The 24,734-nt window shown below is 64.3% G+C and carries 18 protein-coding genes, 1 tRNA gene and 1 riboswitch; of the genes, 18 read left to right on the top strand and 1 reads right to left on the bottom strand.

Translation table 11 applies throughout. From position 1 onward, the window contains the following. The first annotated feature begins 25 nt into the window (after nt 1-25). The 4 genes from ileS to ndk are packed head-to-tail and all read left to right on the top strand — an operon-like array spanning nt 26 to nt 5,660. Nucleotides 26-3,367 carry an isoleucine--tRNA ligase gene (ileS, locus tag ACFVTG_RS03005; RefSeq protein WP_390277954.1) on the top strand — a complete coding sequence of 1,114 codons (3,342 nt, stop codon included), beginning with the start codon at nt 26-28 and terminating at the stop codon, nt 3,365-3,367. A gap of 3 nt (nt 3,368-3,370) precedes the next feature. Beyond that, nucleotides 3,371-4,732 carry a bifunctional folylpolyglutamate synthase/dihydrofolate synthase gene (locus ACFVTG_RS03000; RefSeq protein WP_390277821.1) on the top strand — a complete coding sequence of 454 codons (1,362 nt, stop codon included), beginning with the start codon at nt 3,371-3,373 and terminating at the stop codon, nt 4,730-4,732. A gap of 2 nt (nt 4,733-4,734) precedes the next feature. Continuing rightward, nucleotides 4,735-5,187 carry a DUF4233 domain-containing protein gene (locus ACFVTG_RS02995; protein WP_284751932.1) on the top strand — a complete coding sequence of 151 codons (453 nt, stop codon included), beginning with the start codon at nt 4,735-4,737 and terminating at the stop codon, nt 5,185-5,187. Nucleotides 5,188-5,240: 53 nt separating this feature from the next. Then, a complete protein-coding gene (gene ndk, locus ACFVTG_RS02990; protein WP_184741677.1) occupies nt 5,241-5,660 on the top strand; it encodes a nucleoside-diphosphate kinase in 420 nt (139 codons plus the stop codon). 90 nt (nt 5,661-5,750) lie between these two features. Here the strand turns inward: ndk and ACFVTG_RS02985 are convergent, their stop codons facing one another. Continuing rightward, nucleotides 5,751-6,446 (bottom strand): vitamin K epoxide reductase family protein, encoded by a 696-nt coding sequence (locus ACFVTG_RS02985; RefSeq protein WP_390277819.1) that lies wholly within the window; start codon nt 6,444-6,446, stop codon nt 5,751-5,753. A 470-nt stretch (nt 6,447-6,916) separates the two neighbouring features. Between ACFVTG_RS02985 and ACFVTG_RS02980 the strand changes: the two genes are divergently transcribed. The 14 genes from ACFVTG_RS02980 (at nt 6,917) to glgP (ending at nt 24,677) form a co-directional block, all read left to right on the top strand. Continuing rightward, nucleotides 6,917-10,075 (top strand): Rne/Rng family ribonuclease, encoded by a 3,159-nt coding sequence (locus ACFVTG_RS02980; RefSeq protein WP_390277817.1) that lies wholly within the window; start codon nt 6,917-6,919, stop codon nt 10,073-10,075. Nucleotides 10,076-10,235: 160 nt separating this feature from the next. Continuing rightward, nucleotides 10,236-10,332, top strand: a riboswitch (TPP riboswitch). Next, nucleotides 10,324-11,844 (top strand): bifunctional hydroxymethylpyrimidine kinase/phosphomethylpyrimidine kinase, encoded by a 1,521-nt coding sequence (gene thiD, locus ACFVTG_RS02975; protein WP_390277815.1) that lies wholly within the window; start codon nt 10,324-10,326, stop codon nt 11,842-11,844. It overlaps the preceding riboswitch by 9 nt. Before the next feature lie 420 nt (nt 11,845-12,264). Beyond that, on the top strand, nt 12,265-12,573 hold the full coding sequence (gene rplU / locus ACFVTG_RS02970) for a 50S ribosomal protein L21 (RefSeq protein WP_028267456.1): 309 nt from the start codon (nt 12,265-12,267) through the stop codon (nt 12,571-12,573). Nucleotides 12,574-12,633: 60 nt separating this feature from the next. Next, nucleotides 12,634-12,897 (top strand): 50S ribosomal protein L27, encoded by a 264-nt coding sequence (gene rpmA, locus ACFVTG_RS02965; protein WP_003803426.1) that lies wholly within the window; start codon nt 12,634-12,636, stop codon nt 12,895-12,897. 143 nt (nt 12,898-13,040) lie between these two features. Then, nucleotides 13,041-14,630, top strand: coding sequence for a GTPase ObgE (gene obgE, locus ACFVTG_RS02960; protein WP_284751928.1), 1,590 nt, complete (start codon nt 13,041-13,043; stop codon nt 14,628-14,630). Then, a complete protein-coding gene (proB, locus tag ACFVTG_RS02955; protein ID WP_390277813.1) occupies nt 14,620-15,810 on the top strand; it encodes a glutamate 5-kinase in 1,191 nt (396 codons plus the stop codon). The genes obgE and proB overlap by 11 nt, the downstream gene beginning before the upstream one ends. Further along, entirely contained in the window at nt 15,807-17,177 is a 1,371-nt protein-coding gene (locus ACFVTG_RS02950) for a glutamate-5-semialdehyde dehydrogenase (protein WP_390277811.1), read from the top strand. Before proB ends, ACFVTG_RS02950 begins: the two co-directional genes overlap by 4 nt. A 79-nt stretch (nt 17,178-17,256) precedes the next feature. Then, entirely contained in the window at nt 17,257-17,490 is a 234-nt protein-coding gene (locus ACFVTG_RS02945; protein ID WP_284751925.1) for a hypothetical protein, read from the top strand. A 55-nt stretch (nt 17,491-17,545) separates the two neighbouring features. Beyond that, complete coding sequence (gene nadD, locus ACFVTG_RS02940) at nt 17,546-18,166, top strand: nicotinate-nucleotide adenylyltransferase (protein WP_390277809.1); 621 nt, start codon at nt 17,546-17,548, stop codon at nt 18,164-18,166. Between the two features lie 7 nt (nt 18,167-18,173). Further along, the gene (locus ACFVTG_RS02935) at nt 18,174-19,418 is read left to right on the top strand and encodes a hypothetical protein (protein ID WP_390277807.1); all 1,245 of its coding nucleotides are present in this window, start codon (nt 18,174-18,176) and stop codon (nt 19,416-19,418) included. A gap of 63 nt (nt 19,419-19,481) precedes the next feature. Continuing rightward, nucleotides 19,482-19,880 carry a ribosome silencing factor gene (rsfS, locus tag ACFVTG_RS02930; protein ID WP_059389355.1) on the top strand — a complete coding sequence of 133 codons (399 nt, stop codon included), beginning with the start codon at nt 19,482-19,484 and terminating at the stop codon, nt 19,878-19,880. A gap of 143 nt (nt 19,881-20,023) precedes the next feature. Then, nucleotides 20,024-20,099: transfer RNA gene (locus ACFVTG_RS02925), tRNA-Ala, on the top strand. A gap of 345 nt (nt 20,100-20,444) precedes the next feature. Next, complete coding sequence (locus ACFVTG_RS02920) at nt 20,445-21,461, top strand: LacI family DNA-binding transcriptional regulator (RefSeq protein WP_390277950.1); 1,017 nt, start codon at nt 20,445-20,447, stop codon at nt 21,459-21,461. A 609-nt stretch (nt 21,462-22,070) separates the two neighbouring features. Beyond that, a complete protein-coding gene (gene glgP, locus ACFVTG_RS02915; protein WP_390277805.1) occupies nt 22,071-24,677 on the top strand; it encodes an alpha-glucan family phosphorylase in 2,607 nt (868 codons plus the stop codon). The last annotated feature ends 57 nt before the right edge of the window (nt 24,678-24,734 follow it).

Genomic DNA, 24,734 nt, shown 5'->3' with positions numbered 1-24,734 from the left:
CACCGGCTCAACCCAGGATGAAGAGATGACGTATTACCCCAAGGCCTCCACAACTCCGTCCGGCACCTCAACAGGCGTGTCCGCCTCCGTGAAGTTCCCGGAGATCGAAGAGCGCATCCTGAAGTACTGGGATGAAGACGGCACCTTCCAGGCCAGCATCGACAACCGCAGCGCTGATCTGCCCGGCGGGCACCCCGGCAGCAACGAGTTCGTCTTCTACGACGGTCCTCCCTTCGCCAACGGACTGCCCCACTACGGCCACCTCCTGACCGGCTACGCCAAGGACCTGGTAGGCCGTTACCAGACCCAGCGCGGCAAGCGCGTCGAACGGCGCTTCGGCTGGGATACCCACGGCCTGCCCGCTGAACTCGAAGCCATGAAGCAACTGGGCATGACGGACAAGACCCAGATCGAGGCGATGGGCATCGACAAGTTCAACGACGCCTGCCGTGCCTCCGTCATGAAGTACGCAGACGAATGGAAGAGCTACGTCACGCGCCAGGCACGCTGGGTGGACTTCGACAACGACTACAAGACCCTCAACGTCGAGTACATGGAGTCTGTCCTTTGGGCCTTCAAGCAGCTCCACGAGAAGGGCCTCACCTACAACGGGTACCGCGTCCTGCCGTACTGCTGGAAGGACGAGACGCCGCTGTCCAACCATGAGTTGCGCATGGATGACGATGTCTACAAGAACCGCCAGGACCAGACCGTCACCGTGACCTTCCCCATCAAGGCAGGGGAGTCGGAACTCTCCAAGTCCCTTGAAGGCGTGCAGGCGCTCGCGTGGACCACGACCCCCTGGACGCTGCCCACCAACCTGGCGCTCGCCGTCGGGCCCGACATCTCTTACGCCGTGGTTCCGGCCGGTCCCAACGGGATCAAGGCCGCCTCCGCGGAGGCTCCGGTGACGGGCAGCTTCCTGCTGGCCGCCGATCTTCTCGGCACCTACGCTAAGGATCTGGGGTACGGTGATGGTGCCGATGGCGGTGCTGCCGCCACCGCCGCCGTCACGGCAAGCTACACGGGCACCGAGTTGGCCGGACTGGAATACGAGCCGCTCTGGGACTACTTCTCCGACACCGAGAAATACGGCACGCAGAACGGCTGGCGCTTCCTCGTGGCGGACTACGTCACTACCACCGACGGTACGGGCATCGTTCACCAGGCCCCGGCCTACGGTGAAGACGACCAGAAAGTCTGTGAGGACGCGGGTATCCCCGTGGTGCTTTCCGTCGACGAAGGCGCCAAGTTCCTCCACCTGTTCGCGCACGGACCGCTCGCCGAAATCTCCGGGCTGCAGGTGTTCGATGCCAACAAGCCGATCACGCAGGCACTGCGTTCCGGCGGTCGCTTGGTCCGACAGGCCAGCTACGAGCACAGCTACCCGCACTGCTGGCGCTGCCGCAACCCCCTGATCTACCGCGCAGTGTCCTCCTGGTACGTGGAGGTCACCAAGTTCAAGGACCGCATGTCCGAACTGAACCAGGAGATCAACTGGATCCCGGGCAACGTCAAGGACGGACAGTTCGGCAAATGGCTGGCCAACGCCCGCGACTGGTCCATCAGCCGCAACCGTTACTGGGGCTCGCCCATCCCGGTGTGGCAGTCCGACGACCCCGAATATCCGCGCACCGACGTCTACGGCTCGCTCGCCGAGATGGAAGCCGATTTTGGCCGCCTTCCGATGAACAACGACGGCCAAGTTGACCTGCACCGCCCGTTCATCGACGAACTCACCCGGCCCAACCCGGACGACCCGCGCTCGCCGGAAGAGGGCCAGTCCACCATGCGCCGGGTCGAGGACGTCCTGGACGTCTGGTTCGACTCGGGCTCCATGCCCTACGGCCAGGTGCACTATCCGTTCCAGAACGAGGAATGGTTCGACACCCACAACCCGGCAGACTTCATCGTCGAGTACATCGGGCAGACCCGCGGCTGGTTCTACATGCTGCACATCCTGTCCACGGCACTCTTCGACCGGCCGGCCTTCCGCAATGTGATCAGCCATGGCATCGTCCTGGGCTCCGACGGGCAGAAGATGTCCAAGAGCCTGCGCAACTACCCGGATGTCTCCGAGGTCCTGGACCGCGACGGTTCCGACGCCATGCGCTGGTTCCTGATGTCCAGCCCCATCCTGCGTGGCGGCAACCTCGTAGTCACCGAACAGGGAATCCGCGACGGCGTCCGCCAGGTCATCCTGCCGCTGTGGAATGTCTACAGCTTCTTCACGCTGTACACGAACGCTTCCCACACAGTGGATGGGACAGGCGCCGGCTATGACGCCAAACTGCGCTACGACGGCTACACGGACACGCTGGACCAGTACTTGCTGGCAAATACCGGCGACCTCGTCCGCAACATCACTTCCAGCTTGGACGAGTACGACATTTCAGGAGCCTGCGATGAATTGCGCAGCTACCTGGACATGCTTACCAACTGGTACGTCCGCCGCAGCCGTCAGCGTTTCTTCGACGAGAACACCGACGCCTTCGACGCCCTCTACACGGCACTCGAGGCCGTCTGCCGTGTCTCGGCATCGCTGCTTCCCCTCGTTTCCGAGGAGATTTGGCGCGGCCTGACCGGTGGGCGCTCCGTGCACTTGGCTGACTGGCCCGAGGCCTCGCTGTTCCCTGCAAACCCGGGACTCGTTGAGGCGATGGACCGTGTCCAGCAGATCTGCTCCACGGGTTCCAGCCTGCGCAAGGCCGCCAACCTTCGCGTCCGCCTGCCGCTGCAGGAGCTCACGGTGGTGGCACCCGGTGCTGATGCGCTGGAAGGCTTCGCCGCCGTCGTCGCGGATGAGCTGAACCTGCGTTCCGTCCGCCTCCTCGACGCCGCCACGGCGTCGCCGGAGGAATTCGGCATCGAACAGAAACTCGTGGTCAATGCCCGCGCGGCAGGTCCGCGACTGGGCAAGAACGTCCAGCAGGCCATCAAGGGTTCCAAGTCCGGCGACTGGTCTGTTTCCGATGCAGGGGTTGTCACGGCAGGCGGCCTTGAGCTGGAACCGCAGGAGTACACGCTTGAGACCGTCGTCGCGGAATCTGCTGACGGTTCGTCCGCGGCCGTCGCTGTCCTTCCGGGCGGTGGCTTCGTGGTCCTGAACACCGAAGTCACTCCGGAACTGGCTGCCGAAGGCCTGGCGCGGGACATGGTCCGTGCCATCCAGCAGGCCCGCAAGGACGCAGGACTCAACGTCAGCGACCGCATCCACACCACAGTCCTGGCAGTCCACGACGTTGTTGACGCCTTGCGCGCCAACGAAGAGCTGGTCAAGACCGAAACCCTGTCCCTCAAGCTCGACCCCGTCGTCTCCGGCGACGCCGTCGAGCCGCAGATCACCGTTACCAAGATCGAGGCCTAGAACATGAGCGACGAATTCTCCGTAGAAAGCGTCTACGCCGAACTCCTGGGCCGCGCCCCGGAAAACAAAATGGAGCCGCGGCTGGCGCCCCTTTACCGGGCCATGGACGTGCTGGGGGAGCCCAACAAGGCGTTCCCGATCATCCACATCACGGGCACCAACGGCAAGACATCCACCGCCCGCATGATCGAGGCGGGGCTTCGTGCCCACGGCTTGAGCACGGGCCGTTACACGAGTCCGCACCTGTCGAAGGTCACCGAGCGCATCAGCATCGACGGCGAGCCGGTTTCCGATGAGACCTTTGTCCGGATCTGGGACGAGATCCGTCCGTACCTCGAGATCGTGGACAAGGAACTCGAAGCCGATGGCCAGCCCAGGCTCACGTACTTCGAGTGCCTCACCATTCTGGGCTTCGCGATCTTCGCGGACCAACCCGTCAATGTCGCCGTGATTGAAGTGGGACTGGGCGGCATCACCGATGCCACGAATGTGGGTGACGGACAGGTTTCCGTTGTGACTCCGATTTCCCTCGACCACACTGATCTCCTCGGCGACACCACCGAGGATATCGCCCGCGAGAAGGCCGGAATCATCAAGCCGGGCGGCTTCCTGATCAGCGCTGCCCAGCCCGTGGACGCCGCGCAAGTGCTGCTTGAGAAGGCGCGCGAGGCCGGCGTGCCATTCCGCTTCGAGGGTGTCGAATTCGGCGTCGAGTCCCGCAGCGTTGCCGTCGGGGGCCAAGTGCTGACCATCCAGGGGCTCGCAGGCCGTTATGAGGACCTGTTGCTTCCTTTGCACGGCGCACACCAGGCCGAGAACGCCGCAGTCGCCGTCGCTGCCCTGGAGGCATTCCTTGGTGGAGGCGAGAAGGAACTCGACGGCGACGTGCTGCGGGAAGCTTTCGGCAACGTCAGCTCGCCGGGCCGTCTCGAGGTGGTGCGCACCGCTCCCACGATCATCGTGGATGCCGCCCACAACCCGGATGGCATCCGCGTCTCGGCAGAGGCAATTGAAGAGGCTTTCAGCTTCAGCAAGCTGGTGGTTGTCCTCGGAATCCTGAAGGAAAAGGACGCGGAAGAAATCCTGAGGCAGCTCAAGGAATCCCTGGGTGGATTGGCAGAGGAGTTCTGTTTCACGCAGTCCAGCTCGCCGCGGGCCATCCCGGCTGCGCAACTGGCAGATCTCGCCGTCGACCTTGGCTTCGGTGCGGATAACGTCCACATTGCCGAGAAGCTGGATGACGCGATCGAGTGGGCCGTGGAGCGTGCCGAAGCAAACGATGACCTGGCTGGCGGCGTCCTCGTCACGGGCTCCATCACTGTGGTGGCCGAAGCCCGTATGCTCCTCGGGAAGGTTGGTTCCTGAGCGTGGCCAAACTCACCAAAGCCCAGCGCGAATGGCGGCCCGGGATGCCCAAGAAGCGCCGCTCCACCAAGGTGATGTTCGCTTCGACCGTGCTGCTCCTGGAGGCCTTCGTCGCGTTCTTCGCCACCTTGGCTGTCTTTGGACTGAAGCGTGGAGAGGTGCAGCCAGCGCTGATCCTGACATTCGGCATTACGCTGAGCGTTGTGCTGATCCTGGCCTGTGCCGTGCTCAGCAAGCCGTGGGGCATCGGTGTCGGCTGGGTATTGCAGCTGGTCTTGGTTCTTTCGGGCTTCGTCGAGCCCACGATGTTCGTGGTGGGCGTCCTGTTCGCGGCCTGCTGGTGGTACGGCATCCGTGCCGGCATGCGGATCGACCGCGAGAACGCCCAGCGTGATCGTGAGCAAGCCGAATGGAACGCCACCCATGGGGAAGACTCTGCCGGGCAGTCCGCCTGAGCGAAACCCCGTAAACTGGCTGGGAAACCCACACACTCAACATTGGAGCAACCGTGAGCATTGAGCGCACCCTTGTACTGATCAAGCCCGACGGCGTCGCCCGCAACTTGAGCGGCAGCATCCTCGCCCGCATCGAGTCCAAGGGCTATTCCTTGGCCGAATTGAAGAAGGTCAACGCCACCCGCGAACTGCTGGAGCAGCACTACGAAGAGCACCTGGGCAAGCCGTTCTACGAGCCGCTCGTCGAGTTCATGCTCAGCGGCCCGGTTGTCGCTGCTATCTTCGAGGGCCACCGCGTAATCGAAGGCTTCCGTTCCCTTGCGGGAACCACGGACCCGACGACGGCGGCGCCCGGCACTATCCGTGGCGACTTCGGCCGTGACTGGGGCCTGGCCGTGCAGCAGAACCTGGTCCACGGTTCCGATTCGGTGGATTCCGCCGAGCGCGAGATCAAGATCTGGTTCGGCGCGTAGCTTCCAGCCACGCCATACAGCCGAAGGGGCCCATGTTCACGCGAACATGGGCCCCTTCGGCTGTTAATGGCTCAAATGAGGGATACGTGCTCAGTATCCCGAGGTACCGATGAAGACATTGATGAAGGCGAAGAAAATGCTCGCGATCACGCCAACGTAGAGCAGCGCGGAGATGATCCAACCGGACTCGCTGAGGATCTTGGCCAGGCGTGCGGGCGCTGGAATGACGCCGTGCGCTACGTTCCTAATGGTCACGAAGACGAAGAGCGGGATCATGCAGGCCCACACCACCATGCAGAACGGGCACAGGATGTGAATGACATACAGTGCCTGGGACCATAGCCAGACGATGAAGATGAAGCCCAGTGTGATGCCGGTTTGCAGTCCGATCCAGTACCAACGCGCGAACTTGGCCCCGGCAAAGATCGCCATGGCGGTGGTGATGATCACGGCGAAGGCGACGATGCCGATGAACATGTTGGGGAAGCCGAAAACTGAACTCTGCGGTGTCTTCATGACGCTGCCGCAGGATACCCAGGGATTGAGGTCGCAGGCCGTTACATGGTTGGGATCGATCAGAACCTGCAGCTTTTCCAGCACGAGCGCCCCGGATGCAAGCCACGCGATGGCGCCGGTGGCGAGGAGAAGCCACGCAAAGGGACGGTCGCGGACCATGCGCGGCAAGGCTGCGTCGGCGGCGTCCTTCCCATCGGGGGTTTTCCCGGTCTTCTCCTGCCGGGAGCGGGCATCGTTGTTGGCCAGGTTCGGGCTGGCGGGGCTCGGCATGGTTGGCTGTCCTTTTCTGGAAGGCCCGGCGCACGGCCGGGGACTGCTCTTGGGAGGATTCTAGCCGCGGCGGCTGAAAGCTTCTGCCCAGGGAGGGCGGCGGCACGGAAGCTTTCAGGGTGTGCTTCCTGCCGGGAGTGCGGGCGTGTGAGAGAATGAACATGGCCGGAAGCCGATCCACATGCGGAATCCGGTCCGGTATCTTGTTCCCAAGACCGCCAGTCATATGCAGGGCATGCCCAGGATCCAATGATCCCCGGTAGGCCCGCAGTGACAATGGACGGCACCTGGTTGTGGCATTAGAACAACGGGTTTGGAGCGAAGCCGGCTTTCCGTGGATGCCGCACCCCCATGCTGGTGCGAACCGGAAAGACTACTACTGACTTCTGTCAACGCCTGCGGGTTTTGACAATATTGCCCCTCTGGGCACCGGATGTGGCGGTTGCGCAAGGGCAGGAGTGTTGCCACATATGGATAACGAGCAAGTTGTAGCCGCCGCCGAAGATGCGGCGTCCACCGAGACCACTGAAACACCCAAGAAGGTCACCCGCACCCGGCGCAAGGCGGCACCGAAGACGGTCGCCGCGGACGAAACCCCCGACGCCGGAGCTGCCGCAGCCACCGTTGAGCCGCTCGCCGAGTCGGCGGACACCGAAGAGCCCAAGGCCCCTGTCCGGCGTAGCAGGGCTCGAAAGAAGGTAGAAACTCCGGAGCCGTTGCCAGGTTTCGCTGAGGAAGCTCCGACGGAAGCTGGCGGGGCGACGGAGGCTGCCGCCGCCGTCGTGCCTGACGTAGCAGCAGAGGCCGAAACCGCCCCCGAAAAGCCGGTCCGCCGCCGTCGCACGACGAGGGCAAAGAGCGCCGAGCCCGTTTCCGAAGAAGCAGCGGTCGAAGCGCCCGCTGCGGAGATTGCGCCCGAGGAAGCGCCCGCTGCGGAGACTGCGCCTGAAGAAGCTCCGGCTGCGGAGATTACGCCCGAGGAAACCACCGAGGCGCCGGCCGCCGAGGCGGAAGCTGCGAGCCCGATCGCGTCGCTGTTCCTGGAGCCTGCCTCCGTAACGTCCATGATCTTCCAGGCACCGGACCTGAGCGCAGTTGTCCGGCCGGCCGTCGTCGAAGAAGAACCGCGGGCCGAAGCTGAGGAAGTTTCCGAGGACAACGAACTGGACGAGGCCGGCAGCCGCCGTCGGCGTCGCAGCCGTGGCCGTCGCGGACGCCGGGGCACCGAGCGTGACGAAGCAGGAGAAGAAACCTCTGCGGAATCCGAGGACGAGGCAGAAGCCGGTACCGAGGAGGCGCTCGAAGAAGGCGTGACCTCCCGTCGCCGTCGGCGCCGGCGTCGTGGTGACCAGGACCTGGAGCTGACGGGCGGCGGAGACGACGATCCCCCCAACACTGTCACCCGTGTCCGCGCTCCCCGCGCACACGTTGAGACCACCAGCAGCTCCGACCGCGTCACGAGCGTCAAGGGCTCTACTCGCCTTGAAGCCAAGAAGCAGCGCCGCCGCGAGTCCCGCGAGACCGGCCGCCGCCGCCAGGTCATCACCGAGGCCGAATTCCTGGCTCGCCGTGAGTCCGTCGACCGCCAGATGATCGTTCGCCAGCGCGACGACAGGATCCAGATCGGTGTCCTGGAAGACGGCGTGCTCGCGGAGCACTTCGTGTCCAAGACACAGCAGGATTCCCTGATCGGCAACGTCTACCTGGGCAAGGTCCAGAACGTGCTGCCGTCGATGGAAGCCGCATTCGTCGACATCGGACGCGGCCGCAATGCCGTGCTGTACGCCGGTGAAGTCAACTGGGATGCCGTCACCCTGGAAGGCAAGCCGCGCCGCATCGAAAACGCCCTGAAATCAGGAGACTCCGTGCTGGTCCAGGTCACCAAGGACCCCGTGGGCCACAAGGGCGCACGCCTGACGAGCCAGATTTCGCTTCCCGGCCGCTACCTTGTGTACGTGCCCGGCGGTTCCATGACCGGCATCTCCCGTAAGCTGCCCGACGTCGAGCGCAACCGTCTGAAGAAGATCCTCAAGGACCGCCTCCCCGAGAACGCGGGCGTCATTGTCCGCACCGCCGCCGAGGGTGCTTCCGAGGAAGAACTGACGCACGATATCAACCGCCTGCGGGCCCAGTGGGAAGGCATCGAAAGCCAGTCCGCATCTACCAAGATCCTGGCCCCGGAACTGCTGTACGGCGAACCGGACCTCACCATCAAGGTTGTCCGCGACGTCTTCAACGAGGACTTCTCCAAGCTCATCGTTTCCGGCGATGAAGCCTGGGACACCATCGAGGCCTACGTCACCTATGTGGCGCCGGATCTGGTGGGACGTCTCGAAAAGTGGACGTCGGATCAGGACATCTTCTCGGCATGGCGCGTGGACGAACAGATCCACAAGGCATTGGAGCGCAAGGTCTTCCTGCCCTCCGGTGGTTCGCTCGTGATCGACCGCACCGAGGCCATGACGGTTGTTGACGTCAACACCGGAAAGTTCACCGGCAGCGGTGGCAACCTCGAAGAAACCGTCACCAAGAACAACCTTGAGGCCGCCGAGGAAGTGGTCCGCCAGCTGCGCTTGCGCGACATCGGCGGAATCATCGTCATCGACTTCATCGACATGGTCCTGGAATCCAACCGCGATCTCGTGTTGCGCCGCCTGGTCGAGTGCCTCGGCCGGGACCGCACCAAGCACCAGGTCGCGGAAGTGACGTCGCTTGGATTGGTCCAGATGACCCGCAAGCGCATGGGCACCGGCCTGCTTGAGGTCTTCGGCGAGCAGTGCGAAACGTGCGCAGGGCGCGGAATCGTCACGCATGACGAGCCCGTGGAGCATCGCCGGGCCAACGTGGTGGCCGCTGAACACCACCACCCGCGCACGGAGTCACTCCCGGCCGTCCGCCCGGAGCAGCGCAAGCGCCGCCGCGGCAGGGGGACAGGGCAGGGGACTTCCGAGCTCCCGATCACCCCTCCTGTGCCGGTCCACTCCGTGGAATCCACTGATCCGAACCGCCAGGCAGCCACCCGCGCAGCCCTTGCGACCATCGCGGCTGCGGCCCACGCTGCCCACCTGCACGACGACGAACTCCACCACGCGGCGGAATTGCTCGCCGACGGGCACGCAGCGGAAGCAACCCCTCTGCAGGCACCCGCGGCCCCGGTCTCGGCTCCTGCCGTTGCTTCGGGTAGCGAGGAACGCTCGAAGCCTGTGCTGCGATTCGGCGGCGAGGAAGTGGCGTTGCCTTTCGTCCACCACGAAGAAGAGCCGGCGAGTGGCGCTCCTGCCATGAGCCTGGATCTGTTGGCGCAGGCATTCGCGGGCCTCGGAGAAGCTCCGGACACCGCGACGGCCGCAACGGAGTCCCGGGAAGCGCCCGCAGAGGCTCCCGCGGCCGTTGCAAGCGGGGAATCCCTGGAGTCGGCTTCGCGTGGACGCCGGGGCCGCCGCAACCGTAGTGCCAGCCGTGCCCAGGGTGCCGCCAACGCCACCAACGTGGAGCACCACGAGGTTGCAGCCGCTGCCTCCGGTGGGGCCGCGCACGAGGCCAAGGCGCCCGACGCATCCCCGGTCAAGCCGACGGCGGCAGCAGAACCGATCATTCTCGGAGTCGGCGTGCCCAAGTCCGAACTCTAAACGCAGTACCTAGTCCGAAGCCCCGGCCGTTCCCGCTCTTGCGGAAACCGCCGGGGCTTCGGCGTTGCCGGCCCATTTGCCGGACCAGTTGCCGGACCTCACGACAGTGCGGTTACAAAGGGAGATTTCAGCGGGCGAGGTGTGATCCGGGTTAAGCTAGGGGACTGACACGGGGTGCCGCGCACCAAGCCGGCTGAGACCAGACCCGTTGAACCTGTCCGGTTAGCACCGGCGAAGGGATGTCTCGAATGACTGTTTCGGCACACTCGGCTGTCTACCCGCTCAAGGCCGTCCAGCGCCCTATCCCCAGGGTCCTCAGCATTGCCGGCTCGGATCCGTCGGGCGGTGCCGGGATCCAAGCTGACCTGAAGAGCATTGCCGCCAACGGCGGTTACGGCATGGCCGTCATCACGGCACTCACAGTACAAAACACGCAGGGAGTCACCGGCGTTCACGTGCCTCCCGTGGAGTTCCTGCGGCAGCAATTGGATGCCATTAGCGACGACATCACCGTTGATGCCGTCAAAATCGGCATGCTCGGGGACGCGGCCGTCATCCACGAAGTCCGCCGCTGGCTCGGCGAGGCGCGCCCCGCCGTCGTCGTGCTGGATCCGGTGATGATCGCGACCAGTGGCGACCGGCTCCTCGCGGAGTCCGCTGAAACCGCACTGCGGGAACTTCTGCCCCTCGCCGACTTGGTGACCCCCAACCTTCCTGAATTGGCCATGCTGCTTGGCGAGCCTGTTGCCACCGACTGGGCATCGGCGTTGGAGCAAGGCAAACGTCTGGCCGCTGCCTGCGGAAACACCGTCCTGGTGAAGGGAGGCCATCTGCAAGGATCCGGCTGCCCCGATGCGCTGGTCAACACCGGGGGAGTCCTGAGCCAGGACGTGGTGGAATTCGCCGGCCAACGCGTGGAGACCCGCAACAGCCATGGCACGGGATGTTCCCTGTCGTCTGCGATGGCGACGGCAAAAGCGCGGCTCGGCGATTGGGAGTCTGCCCTGCATGAAGTCAAGCCCTGGCTTCAGGAGGCGCTGACCCAATCCGAGAGGCTGGAGGTGGGGAAGGGCAACGGGCCCATCCATCATTTCCACACTCTCCAGCACTCCCTTCAGCCGGGGGACTTCGCGGTCCGGATGTGGGACGCCGCCCAATCGGAGCTTGCGGCCATTTATGGCCTGGACTTCATCCAGGACTTGCAAACCGGTGGGCTCAGCGAAGCGCAGTTCAGCTATTACCTGTCGCAGGATGCCATCTATCTCAACGGCTATTCCCGGGTCCTGGCGCGTGCAAGTGCGCTCGCCCCCAGCGAAAACGAACAGCTGTTCTGGGCCCGCGGCTCGCAGATGTGCCTCGAAGTCGAGTCCGAGCTGCATCGGAATTGGCTTAGCGGACGCCAGGGAAGCCGAGAACTGGGCCCCGTCACCAAGGCCTATGTGGACCACTTGCTGGCGGCGTCGGCGTCGGGCAGCTATGCCGTGCTGCTGGCCGCAGTACTGCCCTGCTACTGGTTGTACGCCGAGGTGGGACAGCAGCTCCACCGTGGCTATGTCCAGGCAGGAGCGTCGGACGAGCACCCTTACGCCGACTGGCTGCGCACCTACGCAGACGAGGCGTTCGCAGAGGCCACCCGCAAGGCGATCGACCTCACGGATGCCGCCGCGCAGGCTGCCTCACCGGCCGAGCGCGCGGCCATGATGGAGGCTTTCTCCCAATCCTGCCGCTATGAAACTGCGTTCTTCGATGCTCCAAGGCTGCACAGCTGACCTTGGTTCCTGTCGCGGAGGGACGGGATGAAGGGCTGTTTCGGCAGGCGCCGCAGCGTGTCGGGGTGAGGATCCGAGCTTTTCCCGGCGGGCAGGGTAAGGTGGACGGGCACGGTACCGGATGGCGGCATAGCCAGTCTGTGGCAGCCATCACGTGGCAGCCTCCGGACCTGGCCTCATTTGCAGCCGAAGGCGAAACTAGCGTAATCTAGATCTTCGGTGCTTACGCCAACACTTGGGTTATGCCCCTAGAGACCTTTCATTTGGAATTGACGTTTCATTTGGAACTGTTCAAGGGATGACTCATGGATTCCGTACCGGAGTCCACGGCGTTGAGGCACAGCGTGAACCAGGCCCGTTTTCGGATCGGGGTTCCGCACGCAAATTTAGTAATAAACGTCGAGAGAAGTGAGTGCCCAAGTGGTGTACGCGATTGTCCGCGCAGGCGGCCGCCAAGAAAAGGTTTCCGTTGGAGACTACGTAACCCTGAACCGCGTCCCCGGTGGAGCCGGCAGCACTCTTGAGCTGCCCGCACTGCTCCTGGTGGACGGTGACAAGGTCACCTCCGCTGCTGCGGATCTGGCCAAGGTCAAGGTTACGGCTGAGATCCTCGAAGACCTCCGTGGTCCGAAGATCGTCATCCAGAAGTTCAAGAACAAGACCGGCTACAAGAAGCGCCAGGGTCACCGTCAAGAACTGACCAAGATCAAGATCACCGGTATCAAGTAACCACTGGTTGCTGTTCAGGTTTTCAACAGATTCCCCAGAATTTAAAGGCAGGCATTTCAAATGGCACATAAAAAAGGCGCGAGCTCCACTCGCAACGGTCGTGACTCCAACGCCCAGTACCTCGGCGTAAAGCGCTTCGGTGGCCAGGTCGTTTCCGCAGGCGAGATCATCGTCCGCCAGCGCGGCACCCACTTCCACCCGGGCGCCGGTGTCGGCCGCGGTGGCGACGACACCCTGTTCGCCCTGCAGGCAGGTGCGGTTGAGTTCGGTACTCGCCGTGGCCGTCGCGTAGTGAACATCGTTGCTGCTGCAGCTGCAGAGTAATAACACGTTCTGAACGGGTGGAGCGGGCCGTATGGCCCGCTCCATCTGTCTTTTTAACCGCACTAGAATTTACTAGGGCGGGCGGCGGCGCATCAGCCGGCAAACGCATTTCAAGCAGTAATTTCCACATAGAGGAGAAACACGTGGCGACCTTCGTAGACCGGGTAGTACTTCACGTATCCGGCGGAACAGGCGGCCACGGCTGTGTCTCTGTTAAGCGCGAGAAGTTCAAGCCCCTCGGCGGACCCGACGGCGGCAATGGCGGCAATGGCGGCGACGTCATCCTGCGCGTCGATGCACAGACAACTACTTTGCTTGATTACCACCACGCACCGCACCGCCACGCAACCAACGGTGGCCCGGGCATGGGCGACTGGCGCGGCGGCAAGAACGGCGAAACCCTCGTGCTTCCCGTCCCGGACGGCACCGTGGTCAAGACCAAGGACGGCGTTGTCCTTGCTGACCTTGTCGGTGAAGGCACCGAGTTCATCGCCGCTGCAGGCGGCCAGGGCGGCCTTGGCAACTCTTCGTTGTCTTCGCAGAAGCGCCGGGCTCCCGGCTTCGCGCTCCTCGGTATTGAAGGCGACTCCAGCGACATCGTCCTGGAACTGAAGTCCATCGCAGACATCGCGCTGGTCGGCTTCCCCTCGGCAGGCAAGTCCAGCCTTGTCGCGGCGATGTCAGCGGCGCGGCCCAAGATCGCCGACTACCCGTTCACTACCTTGATCCCCAACCTCGGCGTGGTCCAGGCCGGCGACGTCCGGTTCACCATTGCCGACGTTCCCGGGCTGATCGAAGGCGCGAGCGAGGGCAAGGGCCTGGGCCACAACTTCCTGCGCCACGTTGAGCGTTGCGCCGCGCTGGTGCACGTGCTGGACTGCGGAACCTTGGAAGCGGACAGGGACCCGCTCTCGGATCTTGCGATTATCGAGCAGGAGCTGGACAAGTACGCCGTGGACATGAGCTACGCCGGTGTCGACGGCGAAGTGGTCCCCCTGAACGAACGCCCCAAGCTTGTGGTCCTGAACAAGGTGGACCTGCCTGATGGCCGGGATATGGCAGAGTTCGTCCGTCCCGAACTGGAACAGCGCGGCTACCGCGTCTTCGAAGTTTCCGCCACGAGCCATGAAGGCCTGCGCCAGCTGAGCTTCGCCATGGGCGAGATTGTCATGGCCGCCCGCAGGGCCGTGGCCATTGCGCCCCCCAAGGTCGCAGCCCCCGTCCTCCGCCCCCGTGCCGTCAACGAGTCCGGCTTCAAGATTCGCCGCGAAGAAAAGAACCTCGAGCCGCTCTTCCGCGTGCTGGGGGAGAAGCCGGTCCGCTGGGTCAAGCAGACCGACTTCACCAATGAGGAAGCCATTGGCTACCTGGCCGATCGCCTGGCCAAGCTCGGCATCGAAAACGAATTGTTCAAGATGGGTGCCGTTCCGGGCGACACCGTGGTGATCGGTGAAGAGGACGGCGTCGTGTTCGACTGGGAGCCCACCATGATGGCGGGCGCCGAACTCCTGGCGACGCCTCGAGGCACGGACATCCGTGTTGCCGACATCGGCGACCGTCCCACACGTTCGCAGAAGCGCGATGAGCAGATCGAGCGACGCGAGGCCAAGGCTGCCGCGCGGGCCGAGCTCGAAGCCGAGCGCAAGGCGGGCATCTGGACGGAGTCCGTCAGCCGCCGTCGTGCAGCCCAGCCCCTGAAGGAAAGCGGCCTGGAAGCCGAAAATGACGACTAGCACGGCCCGTATCGCTGAAGTCACGGAAGGCGACGACGCCGCGGAACGCCAGGCACTGGCCGGCGCCAAGCGGATCGTGGTCAAAGTAGGTTCGTCTTCGCTGACCAGTATCAAAGGCGGCATCTCGGAGAAAGCGCTGACTGCCCTCGTTCACGCCTTGGCCGAGAAGCGGAATTCCGGGACGGAGATCATCCTGGTCTCGTCCGGTGCGATCGCGGCGGGTCTAGCACCGCTCGGGCTCGCCAAGCGTCCCAAGGACCTCGCCACGCAGCAGGCTGCAGCCAGTGTGGGCCAAGGGCTTTTGATGGCGCGCTACTCGCAGGCTTTCGCGGCGCACGGGGTCACGGTCAGCCAGGTCCTGTTGACTGCGGATGACCTGATGCGGCGAACCCAGCACAGCAACGCATACCGGGCGCTTGACCGTCTGCTGAACCTCGGCGTCGTGCCTGTCGTGAACGAAAACGACACCGTGGCAACGCACGAAATCCGCTTTGGCGACAACGATCGCCTGGCCGCTTTGGTGGCGCACCTTGTGCGGGCGGATGCGTTGGTCCTGCTTTCCGACGTAGACGCCCTGTATGACGGTCCGCCGTCGTTGGGTGCCAAGCGCATTCCGCTCGTCACCGGTCCCGCCGACCTGGTCGGCGTGACCATCGGCAAGGCCGGCAAAGCCGGCGTCGGCACCGGCGGCATGACCACGAAAGTGGAGGCGGCGTCAATCGCCGCAGGCTCCGGCATCCACGCCCTCGTGACGTCCACGGCCAATGCCGCCGCCGCACTGGCCGGCGAGGACGTGGGCACGTGGTTCGCCATCAACGGCAACCGCAAGCCCGTGCGCCTGCTGTGGCTGGCCCACCTCGCTTCCGTCCGGGGCCGTTTAGTGCTCGACGACGGCGCAGTCAAAGCCGTGCGCGACCGCCACACATCGCTGCTGCCCGCCGGAATATCGTCGGTGCAGGGAGACTTCGAGCCGGGCGATCCCGTGGAGATGGTTTCTGCCGAGGGCACCGTCATTGCCAGGGGGCTGGTCAACTACTCCGCCGAAGAGCTTCCCCGCATGCTTGGCCGTTCAACCAAGGAACTCGCCAAGGACCTTGGCCGCGGATATGACCGCGTAGTTGTTCATGTTGACGACCTCGTACTGGTTCAGCCCTCCCGCTCCACTAAACTTGGAGAATGACTGAGGCCCTTACCCCTGATTCTCCTGTGATGACCGACGCCCTGACTTCCGGCAATGCCGCCCAGGTGCCGGAAACTCCGGAGCTGGGAACCGCGCCGCTCACCCCTGAGCAGGTGGAGGCGGCCGTGCACTCGATCGCGGACCGCTCGCGGCAGGCCGCGCGTCGTATGGCCCAGGCGAACCGTGCCTGGAAGGACCGCGCCCTTCACGCTATCTGCGCCGCCCTCGGGGAACAGCAGGAGTCAATCCTCGCCGCCAACGCGAAGGATGTTGAGTCTGGCCGCAACAACGGCACCTCCGCTGCCATGCTGGACCGACTGACCTTGACTCCTGCCCGCATCGACGGCCTCGTGGCTGCCCTTGAAAACCTGGCAGGCTTGCCGGATCCTGTCGGCAACGTCGTCCGGGGCCAAACCCTCCCCAACGGACTGCGCTTGCGCCAGATCAACGTGCCCATGGGAGTAGTCGCAGCGATCTACGAGGCCCGCCCCAACGTCACGGTCGACATCGCCGGGCTCGCCTTGAAGAGCGGCAATGCCGTGATCCTGCGCGGCGGATCGGCTGCCGCGCACACGAACGCAGCCCTTGTGACCATCCTCCGCGATGCGCTGGAATCCGTTGGGTTGCCGGCCGATGCCGTCCAGAGCGTGGACCAATTCGGACGCGAGGGCGCCAACGTCCTCATGCGTGCCCGCGGCCGGGTGGACGTGCTGATTCCCCGTGGTGGACGGGACCTGATTCAGACTGTGGTGAACAACTCTTCCGTGCCCGTCATTGAGACCGGCGAAGGCAATGTGCACATCTTCATCGACGAATCCGCCGGTGAAGAGATGGCCGTCGATATCCTGCTTAACGCCAAGACCCAGCGTCCAAGCGTTTGCAACACCGTGGAGACTCTCCTGGTGCACTCGAAATCCACTGTGCTGCCCGCCGTTGCCACCGCTTTGCGCGCCGCCGGGGTCACCTTGCATGTCGATCCGCGGATTCAAGCGGCGCTGTCCGGTTCCGTGGAAACAGTCCCGGCCGACGACGTCGATTGGGCCACGGAATACATGGACCTTGACCTCGCGGTTGCGATGGTGGACAACCTCGACGAGGCAGTCGCGCACATCCGCAAGTGGTCGACCGGCCACACGGAAGCCATCCTGACGAACAACCTGGCGAACGCCGAGAAGTTCATTGCGGACATCGACTCCGCGGCGGTCATCGTGAACGCTTCCACGCGTTTCACCGACGGAGGCGAGCTCGGACTCGGTGCCGAGGTGGGAATCTCTACCCAGAAGCTGCACGCACGCGGTCCCATGGGCCTCACCGAGCTGACCACCACGAAGTGGATCGTCCAAGGTGAAGGCCAAGTCCGGGGCTAGCGACGCTGTAACATAGAACAGAAGTCCTGAACGGTGGGAGGATCCGCCGTCGAAATCCTTTGAACCGCTAGGGGAGAAAATGCAGTTTCAGCAGATCGCCATTTCCATTCTCGCTCAAGGGGGCGAAAGCGAGGCGCCGGCGCCGTTGTGGGTTCCTCCTTTCGTCTTCGGCATCTCCATGTTCTGCATCCTGCTGGTCCTGATGTTCGTGGCAGTCTCCTACACGAATCTCGGCAACCGTCACGACGCAGTCGACGAGCACTCAGACCCGCACCGGCAGCACCCGGCCAAGCACCCAGGGCTGGGTCACTAACATTTCCGCCGCAAAACCCTTCGAGGAAACGGGGCGCCGACTTCGCTTGGGCGTAATGGGTGGGACCTTCGATCCCATCCACCACGGCCACTTGGTTGCTGCCAGTGAGGTTGCTGCCAAGTTCCGCTTGGACGAGGTGGTCTTCGTGCCCACCGGACAGCCCTGGCAGAAGTCGCACAAGCAGGTCAGCGAAGCTGAGCACCGGTACTTGATGACGGTCATTGCCACGGCGTCCAACCCCAATTTCACGGTGAGCCGCGTGGACGTGGACCGCCCCGGTCCCACGTTCACCATCGACACCCTCAGGGATCTGCGGACCCAGAGGCCGGATGCGGACCTGTTCTTCATCACGGGCGCGGACGCCCTGGCGCAGATCCTGTCCTGGAAAGACGTCGACGAGCTTTGGTCCTTGGCGCACTTTGTCGGTGTCACCCGGCCTGGTCATGTCCTTGATGGCATGGGCAGGGAGGACGTCAGCCTGCTGGAAGTGCCCGCCATGGCGATCTCCTCGACGGATTGCCGCGCCCGCGTCGGTGCAGGCAATCCGGTCTGGTACCTCGTTCCTGATGGTGTGGTCCAGTACATCGCCAAATACAAGCTGTACTCGGGCAAACCCGGCATGGGGGAGCCCCTGCATGCTATGACCGGATCAGAACACCAAGCCCGTACCGAGTGAGTTTTGAATGAGCCAGGAACAGCCCCCCATCCCTAGCCGGCGCGAGCTTCGACGAGCCCGGGACGCACGCCTGGAAGAAACCGGCGCAAGTCCCGCAGTAGCCGAGGCCGTTACCACCGACGACGCCAACCACGCGTCCGGTGGAGCTTCGGCCAATCGGGTGCGCCGGGTGGCCGATGCTCCGCTGGACGCCAAACCCTCCGCGGAACGTTCTTCCCAGGCGCGTGCACGCGACCGTGCAGCCCTCCGCGCCATCAAGGAACTCGCGGACAAGGAGCAGCAGCTTTCCCGCGGCGGTCCACCCACGCGCCGTCAGTTGCGCCTGCAGCAATTGCAGGAGGAGGTTGCCCCCGGCACCTCGGCGATCCCCGTGGTGGCCGCACCAGGATCCGGGCCGAGGACATCCAGCAGCCTGGCGCAGACTCCCGGCAAGCAGCAGCCCGGCCCTGAACGCCCGGGCGTGTTGCCTGGCGGCGGTGTCCGCGTTACGGCAGGCCCTCCTCCCGGTGCACCGGAAATGACGGTGGAACAGGCCTTGATGGCCCGCGAGCTCTTGGCTGCCCAGGCGAACAATCAGTCCAACAAGCTTGAGCACATCGCGGCAATGGAATCAGCCGTGCAGAAAGTCCCGGCGGCTGAATCCGAGGTGTCCGGAACCGACCCTGAGCCGGCCGATCCGGTTGCTTTGGCTGAACAAATCGCCCAGGCTGAACGCGAGGCGATCCTCAACAAGAGGGCGATGGCCAAGCAGAAGCTCGCTGAGCAGAACAGCCGTCCTGCTGGTCCGGTCCGTGCTGAACCTTCTGTGGCCAGCAACCTGGCCATGGTGACGCCCCTGGAATTCGTGAAGGTTCCGGGACTCGAACGTCCCGTCATGAAGCCGCCCGGCACCACCTTTGTTCCCCTTGTGACGTCCCCCGCTCCGAAACTGAAGCCTGGGCAGTCGGCGTCGGGCAAGCCACGGAGCCTGCGCGGCCGGGCAGGAGTGCTGGCGCGCGCCGAGGCCGCTGCGAAAGCGGCTGGTCGACGCCCGGCGTCGGGCTCCGCATCGGACGGTGGGGCACTCGCGGAAGCGGCCGAACATCCGCCCGTTTCGGCAAGTTCGGCTTACGGACTTGAACCGCTCGACGCCGCGACGGCGGGACTTGGGCGCGCCAAGCGTACCCGGCTTCTGGTCCTTGGACTCGTTGGCATCGGAGCCATCGCCCTGATCGCGGGCATCATCATGATCACCAGCGGACTTTCCCGCTGACCATAACGGCTTTTGCCACCAAACAGGCTTCGTTCATTCTCGAAGCCGCATACAAGGAGTCCCGTGACTGCACATGAACAATCCGTCCTCTTGGCCCGCCACGCCGCCCGCGCGGCAGCGGACAAGCTGGCCGAGGACATCATCGCCTTGGACGTCAGCGAACGCCTGGCCCTGACTGACGTCTTCCTGATCGCCTCGGCCCCGACCGAACGCCAGGTCAACGCCATCGTCGACGGCATCGAGGAAGAACTGCTCAAGCAGGACCTCCGCCCGGTACGCCGCGAAGGGCGTTCCGAAGGCCGCTGGGTCCTGTTGGACTACGCCGACATCGTGGTGCACGTCCAGCACTCCGAGGACAGGGTCTTCTACGCGCTGGAACGCCTGTGGAAAGACTGCCCGGTTGTGGACCTGGAACTCGGTGACGACGCCTCGGCGAAGGCTCCTGCCGTCGAGGAATCCTAGGCGCCAAGCCGCAAACCAACTGAATATGCCCGATTTGGAATTTTCGGAAATGCTGTTCTAAGATATTTGAGTTGCTTCGGAGGAATCCGAAAGCTGGATGAGGTTTTCAAGCCAGTTCACGGTCTCTGAAGCGGCGAAAATATGGGGCTGTGGCGCAGCTGGTAGCGCACCTGCATGGCATGCAGGGGGTCAGGGGTTCGAGTCCCCTCAGCTCCACCATTTACCAAAAGGGAACCACCAGATCTGGTGGTTCCCTTTTGTGTGTCCCGCCGCTGGCTGCTCCCGGGGCTAGCGCAACGCGGGGTCACTTACGGCCCGTCCCAGCGGACTTTATGGGCCGTAAGTGACCCCGCGTTGCTTTAAGCACGCGGTACTCGAGAATGGCCGAGCGCACCCTCGCGTAGCCGCCGAGTGTATGCAACAGTGGGTTCAGCATGTCTGCGTCACTTTACCAACCGATTACGGTTTACTATTGGTGGGCATCGCCGCCTGGCGGACTGCGGCGATTCGCGGGCCCATCGCTGACCAGCCACCGACAATACAGGGGGATAGTCCTTGGTAACTATGGCCGATGTTGCGCGGGTAGCCGGCGTTTCCAGGAGCACCGTGTCCTATGCCCTCAGCGGTGTCCGGCCGATTGCGCCCGAAACGCGTGAGCGCATCCTGCGGGCCATGTCCGACCTTGGCTATACGCCGAACCTGCTCGCCCAGGGTCTGGCCGGCAAACGGACCGGAATTGTCTCCTTGATTTTCCCGGTCGGGGAGCAAGGCATGAACACCACGGAATTCGAATACGTCCAAGGTGCTGCCGAACAAGCGCGCGTTGACGGATACCATCTTCTTCTGTGGCCAATGGACCCCGACGACCTGGGCGAGATGCAGCGGATCGTGGCCCAAGGCCTGGTGGATGGAATCCTCCTTATGGAAGTCAGGTCATTCGACGAACGGATTCCAGTCCTTTTGGAAACGGGGGTTCCATTCGTCACGATCGGACGGCCCGCGGATGCCGCGGGCTTGACATTCGTGGACGCGGATTTTGAAGCCATGGGCGAGCTCGCAGTGTCGCACCTCGCCAGCCTGGGGCACACGGAAATCGGCCTCGTGACGCATTCGCGTGAGTCCTTGGAGAGCGGATACGGCCCGATGGTCCGATCCTGGGATGCCGTGGCAGCTGCCGCATCGCGGCACGGGATCACTGCTCGGCTGTTCCCGGCAACGAGCTCGCTTGCCGGCGGCCGCGAGGTGTTCGGACGGATTCTTGAGGCGTCCCCGGAAACAACCGGACTCGTGATGATCAACGAAGCGGCTACTGCAGGCCTTCTGGGTGCGGCGGCGGCCCACGGTTGGCGAGTCCCCGAGTCTCTCTCCATTGTCGCGATCAACACCAGTGCCGGCTCAGCGGAGCGCTTCATGCCAGCCCTGACGACGGCGTCCGCCGAACCCGGCGTCATGGGGCGCGAGGCAGCACAATTCCTCACCCGGCGCCTCAGGAGCGAGGGCGCAGATGCCCTGCAATGGCTCGCTGAACCGGTGCTGACGTTGCGCGGGAGCACCGCCGTGGCACGCGCCACCCAGCCATAGAATCACCGCGCCGCCGGGTGCAATCCGCGAATTCGAGGCATTCATTACGCGGTTCCATCACACGTGATTGTGACATTTGACACACCGTTGCGCCGCCAACTACTGTCGAGCCATCGACCCGCGTCGACAAGGCGCGTCGACGAACGGCGATGGGATTCCTCCTGATACAACATGGCGGATGGTCACCGATCAGTGTTCCCGGAGACTAAGGAAGTAAGTCGTGCTTGGAATCATTCGGTACCAATACCCCGAGTTGAAATTGCGGTCGATGTCAGCCCGCCCTGAACGGGAATTCCTAAGCTTTCGCAACGGGTCCACGAGCAACCGCGTCCCCTTATTACAGGGCCGACAAGGCCCGGAATAGTGCGAGGACGGAAGCCGGCGACCACCATCTGCGTCTGAGTTTCAGGACGGGGCGCCGGAGGGGCCAATGTTGCCCGCTCTAAATATGTAAGCGCTTGCCCTGCGCTGGTGGTGTCCGTAGAAACCTCCTCACCGAGCGCCCCACCCCTTAGCCAACATCCCCCAATCATCACAACAACCTCTTGGAGGTACCCGCATGGAAACGTTGACCACACCGGCTCTGTCCGCGTTCGAAGGTGGCCGGAAGTGAAAGCGATTCGACGGTTCACTGTACGAACGGTTCTGCCGGAAGCAATCGCCCCGTTGGCACGATTGGCGAAGAACCTGCGCTGGTCGTGGCATTTGCCGACACGTGAATTGTTCTCCGCGCTGAACGCCGAGGCCTGGGAACAAAGCAAATATGACCCGATGACCTTCCTGGGCTTGGTCAGCCGCGAGGAACTGCATGAGCTCGCAGCGGACGCCGCAGTCGTAGAGCGTGTGCAGCACGCGGCTGCGGATCTGGACCGGTATTTGAGCGAGCCGCGCTGGTACCAGGGCCTGGGTCCGGACGCTCCGGCGTGCATCGCGTATTTCTCGCCGGAGTTCGGCATCACCGAGGTGCTTCCGCAGTATTCCGGCGGCTTGGGGATCCTGGCCGGGGACCACCTGAAGGCGGCTTCGGACCTGGGTGTGCCGTTGATCGGCGTCGGGCTGCTGTACCAGGCGGGCTATTTCAAGCAGTCCCTTTCCCGGGACGCCTGGCAGCAGGAGACCTACCCGGTCCTTGACCCCGACGGGTTGCCGCTGACACTGCTGCGCGAGGAAGACGGTTCGCCGGCCCTGATCGCACTGCCGTTGCCCGGTGACCGGACGCTGCGGGCGCACATCTGGCGTGCCGACGTCGGGCGGGTGCCGCTGCTGCTGCTCGATTCGAACGTTCCGGCCAACGACGACGCCGCGCGCGGGATCACGGACCGCCTCTACGGCGGCGGCGGTGACCACCGCCTGCAGCAGGAGCTGCTGCTGGGCATGGGCGGGGTGAAGGCGCTGCGGGTCTACCAGCGGCTCACGGGCACCCCGGCCCCGGAGGTGTTCCACACCAACGAAGGCCACGCCGGGTTCCTGGGCATCGAACGGATCCAGGAGCTCATGTCCTCCGAGGCCCCGCTGAGCTGGTCCGAGGCCCTGGCCGCCGGACGCGCGTCCACGGTGTTCACCACCCACACCCCCGTTCCGGCCGGCATCGACCGTTTCGAGGCCGTGCAGATCAGGCACTTCTTCGACGCCGGCCTGGCCCCGGACGTGCCGGTGGAGAAGGTCCTGGAACTGGGACGGGAAAACTACGAGGGCGGCAACCCCGCGGTCTTCAACATGGCCGTCATGGGCCTGCGCCTGGCGCAGCGGGCCAACGGCGTGGCCAAACTCCACGGGGTGGTCTCCCGCGAGATGTTCTCCGGGCTCTGGCCAGGCTTCGACCACTCCGAAATCCCCATCACCTCCGTCACCAACGGTGTCCACGTGCCCACCTGGATCGATCCGAAGATGAGCCGGCTCGCCGCAAAGTACTTCGGCAGCACTGACGTGGACGCCACCGGTTGGGACAAGATCTACGACGTCGATGATGCCGAGCTTTGGGGCCTGCGCGGCGAGTTGCGTTCCGCCTTGGTCGATGACGTGCGTAAGCGCTTGCGATCTTCGTGGAAGAAGCGCGGCGCGGCGGATGCCGAGCTGGGCTGGACGGACACGGTGCTGGACCCGGACGTGTTGACGATCGGCTTCGCCCGGCGCGTGCCCACCTACAAGCGTCTGACCCTGATGCTCCGGGACCCGGCCCGGCTCAAGGCGCTGCTGCTGCACCCGAAGCACCCCATCCAGCTGGTCATCGCCGGCAAGTCCCACCCCGCGGACGACGCCGGGAAGAAGATGATCCAGGACCTGGTGAAGTTCACCGACGACCCCGCCGTGCGGCACCGGATCGTGTTCCTGCCCAACTACGACATCGCCATGGCCCGCACCCTGTTCCCGGGCTGCGACGTGTGGCTGAACAACCCGCTGCGGCCCCTGGAGGCCTGCGGGACCTCCGGGATGAAGGCGGCCATCAACGGCTCCCTGAACCTCTCGGTCCTGGACGGCTGGTGGGATGAGATGTACGACGGCGAGAACGGCTGGGCGATCCCCACCGCGAACAACGACGCCTCACCCACCGAACGCGATGACATCGAAGCCGCCGCGCTCTACGAGCTCCTGGAGACCCAGGTGGCCCCGCGCTTCTACGGCTCCACGGTCTCCGCGGAAGCCGGCGCGGCCGGGCCCTCGCAGTCCGGCCCGGAAGCGATCCCGACGCACTGGGTCTCCATGATCAAGCACACCCTGGCCCACCTTGGCCCGGCCGTCTCGGCCGACCGGATGCTCCAGGACTACGTCAACACCCTCTACCGCCCGGCAGCTGTCGCCGGCCGGCAAGCGGGAACGGCCTCCTTCAAGGAAGCGAAGGAGCTCGCGGCGTGGACCACCAAGGTCCGCAACGCCTGGCCGCAACTGATCGTGGAACACGTCGACTCCGTCGGCGTCTCCGAGGAGCCCCAGATCGGGGACACCCTCCAGGTCAACGCCTACATCGCCCTCCATGAACTCACGCCCGAGGACGTGTCAGTTGAAGTGGCGTATGGCAGGGCCCAGGACGGAGACGAGCTGGACGATGTCGCTCTGGTCGAGCTGACCGAAACAGAGGACCTCGGCAACGGGCGCCACCTGTTCACGGGGTCCATCCTGATCAACCGCTCCGGATCCTTCGGCTACACCGTCCGGGTCTTCCCGAAGCACCCCTCCCTGGCCTCCAAGGCCGAACTGGGGCTGATCGCCAACGCCTGACAGTGCGCGCCCCCGCTGCCGGATCGGGCAGCGGGGGCGCGTTCCACCCCGAGCTTC

It is taken from the genome of Arthrobacter sp. NPDC058127, assembly GCF_042884555.1.
Lineage (GTDB): Bacteria > Actinomycetota > Actinomycetes > Actinomycetales > Micrococcaceae > Arthrobacter.
The sequence above is the reverse complement of the archived record's forward strand: the minus strand, read 5'-3'. Positions and strand labels throughout refer to the sequence as shown.

Coding starts and splice junctions, on each gene's coding strand:
- ACFVTG_RS02945 (WP_284751925.1), top strand. CDS start 17,257: ATGCAGTTTCAGCAGATCGCCATTTCCATTCTCGCTCAAGGGGGCGAA.
- rpmA (WP_003803426.1), top strand. CDS start 12,634: ATGGCACATAAAAAAGGCGCGAGCTCCACTCGCAACGGTCGTGACTCC.
- ACFVTG_RS02920 (WP_390277950.1), top strand. CDS start 20,445: ATGGCCGATGTTGCGCGGGTAGCCGGCGTTTCCAGGAGCACCGTGTCC.
- ACFVTG_RS02985 (WP_390277819.1), bottom strand. CDS start 6,446: ATGCCGAGCCCCGCCAGCCCGAACCTGGCCAACAACGATGCCCGCTCC.
- ACFVTG_RS02980 (WP_390277817.1), top strand. CDS start 6,917: ATGGATAACGAGCAAGTTGTAGCCGCCGCCGAAGATGCGGCGTCCACC.
- ACFVTG_RS02935 (WP_390277807.1), top strand. CDS start 18,174: ATGAGCCAGGAACAGCCCCCCATCCCTAGCCGGCGCGAGCTTCGACGA.
- proB (WP_390277813.1), top strand. CDS start 14,620: ATGACGACTAGCACGGCCCGTATCGCTGAAGTCACGGAAGGCGACGAC.
- ACFVTG_RS02950 (WP_390277811.1), top strand. CDS start 15,807: ATGACTGAGGCCCTTACCCCTGATTCTCCTGTGATGACCGACGCCCTG.
- ACFVTG_RS03000 (WP_390277821.1), top strand. CDS start 3,371: ATGAGCGACGAATTCTCCGTAGAAAGCGTCTACGCCGAACTCCTGGGC.
- ileS (WP_390277954.1), top strand. CDS start 26: ATGACGTATTACCCCAAGGCCTCCACAACTCCGTCCGGCACCTCAACA.
- nadD (WP_390277809.1), top strand. CDS start 17,546: ATGGGTGGGACCTTCGATCCCATCCACCACGGCCACTTGGTTGCTGCC.
- thiD (WP_390277815.1), top strand. CDS start 10,324: ATGACTGTTTCGGCACACTCGGCTGTCTACCCGCTCAAGGCCGTCCAG.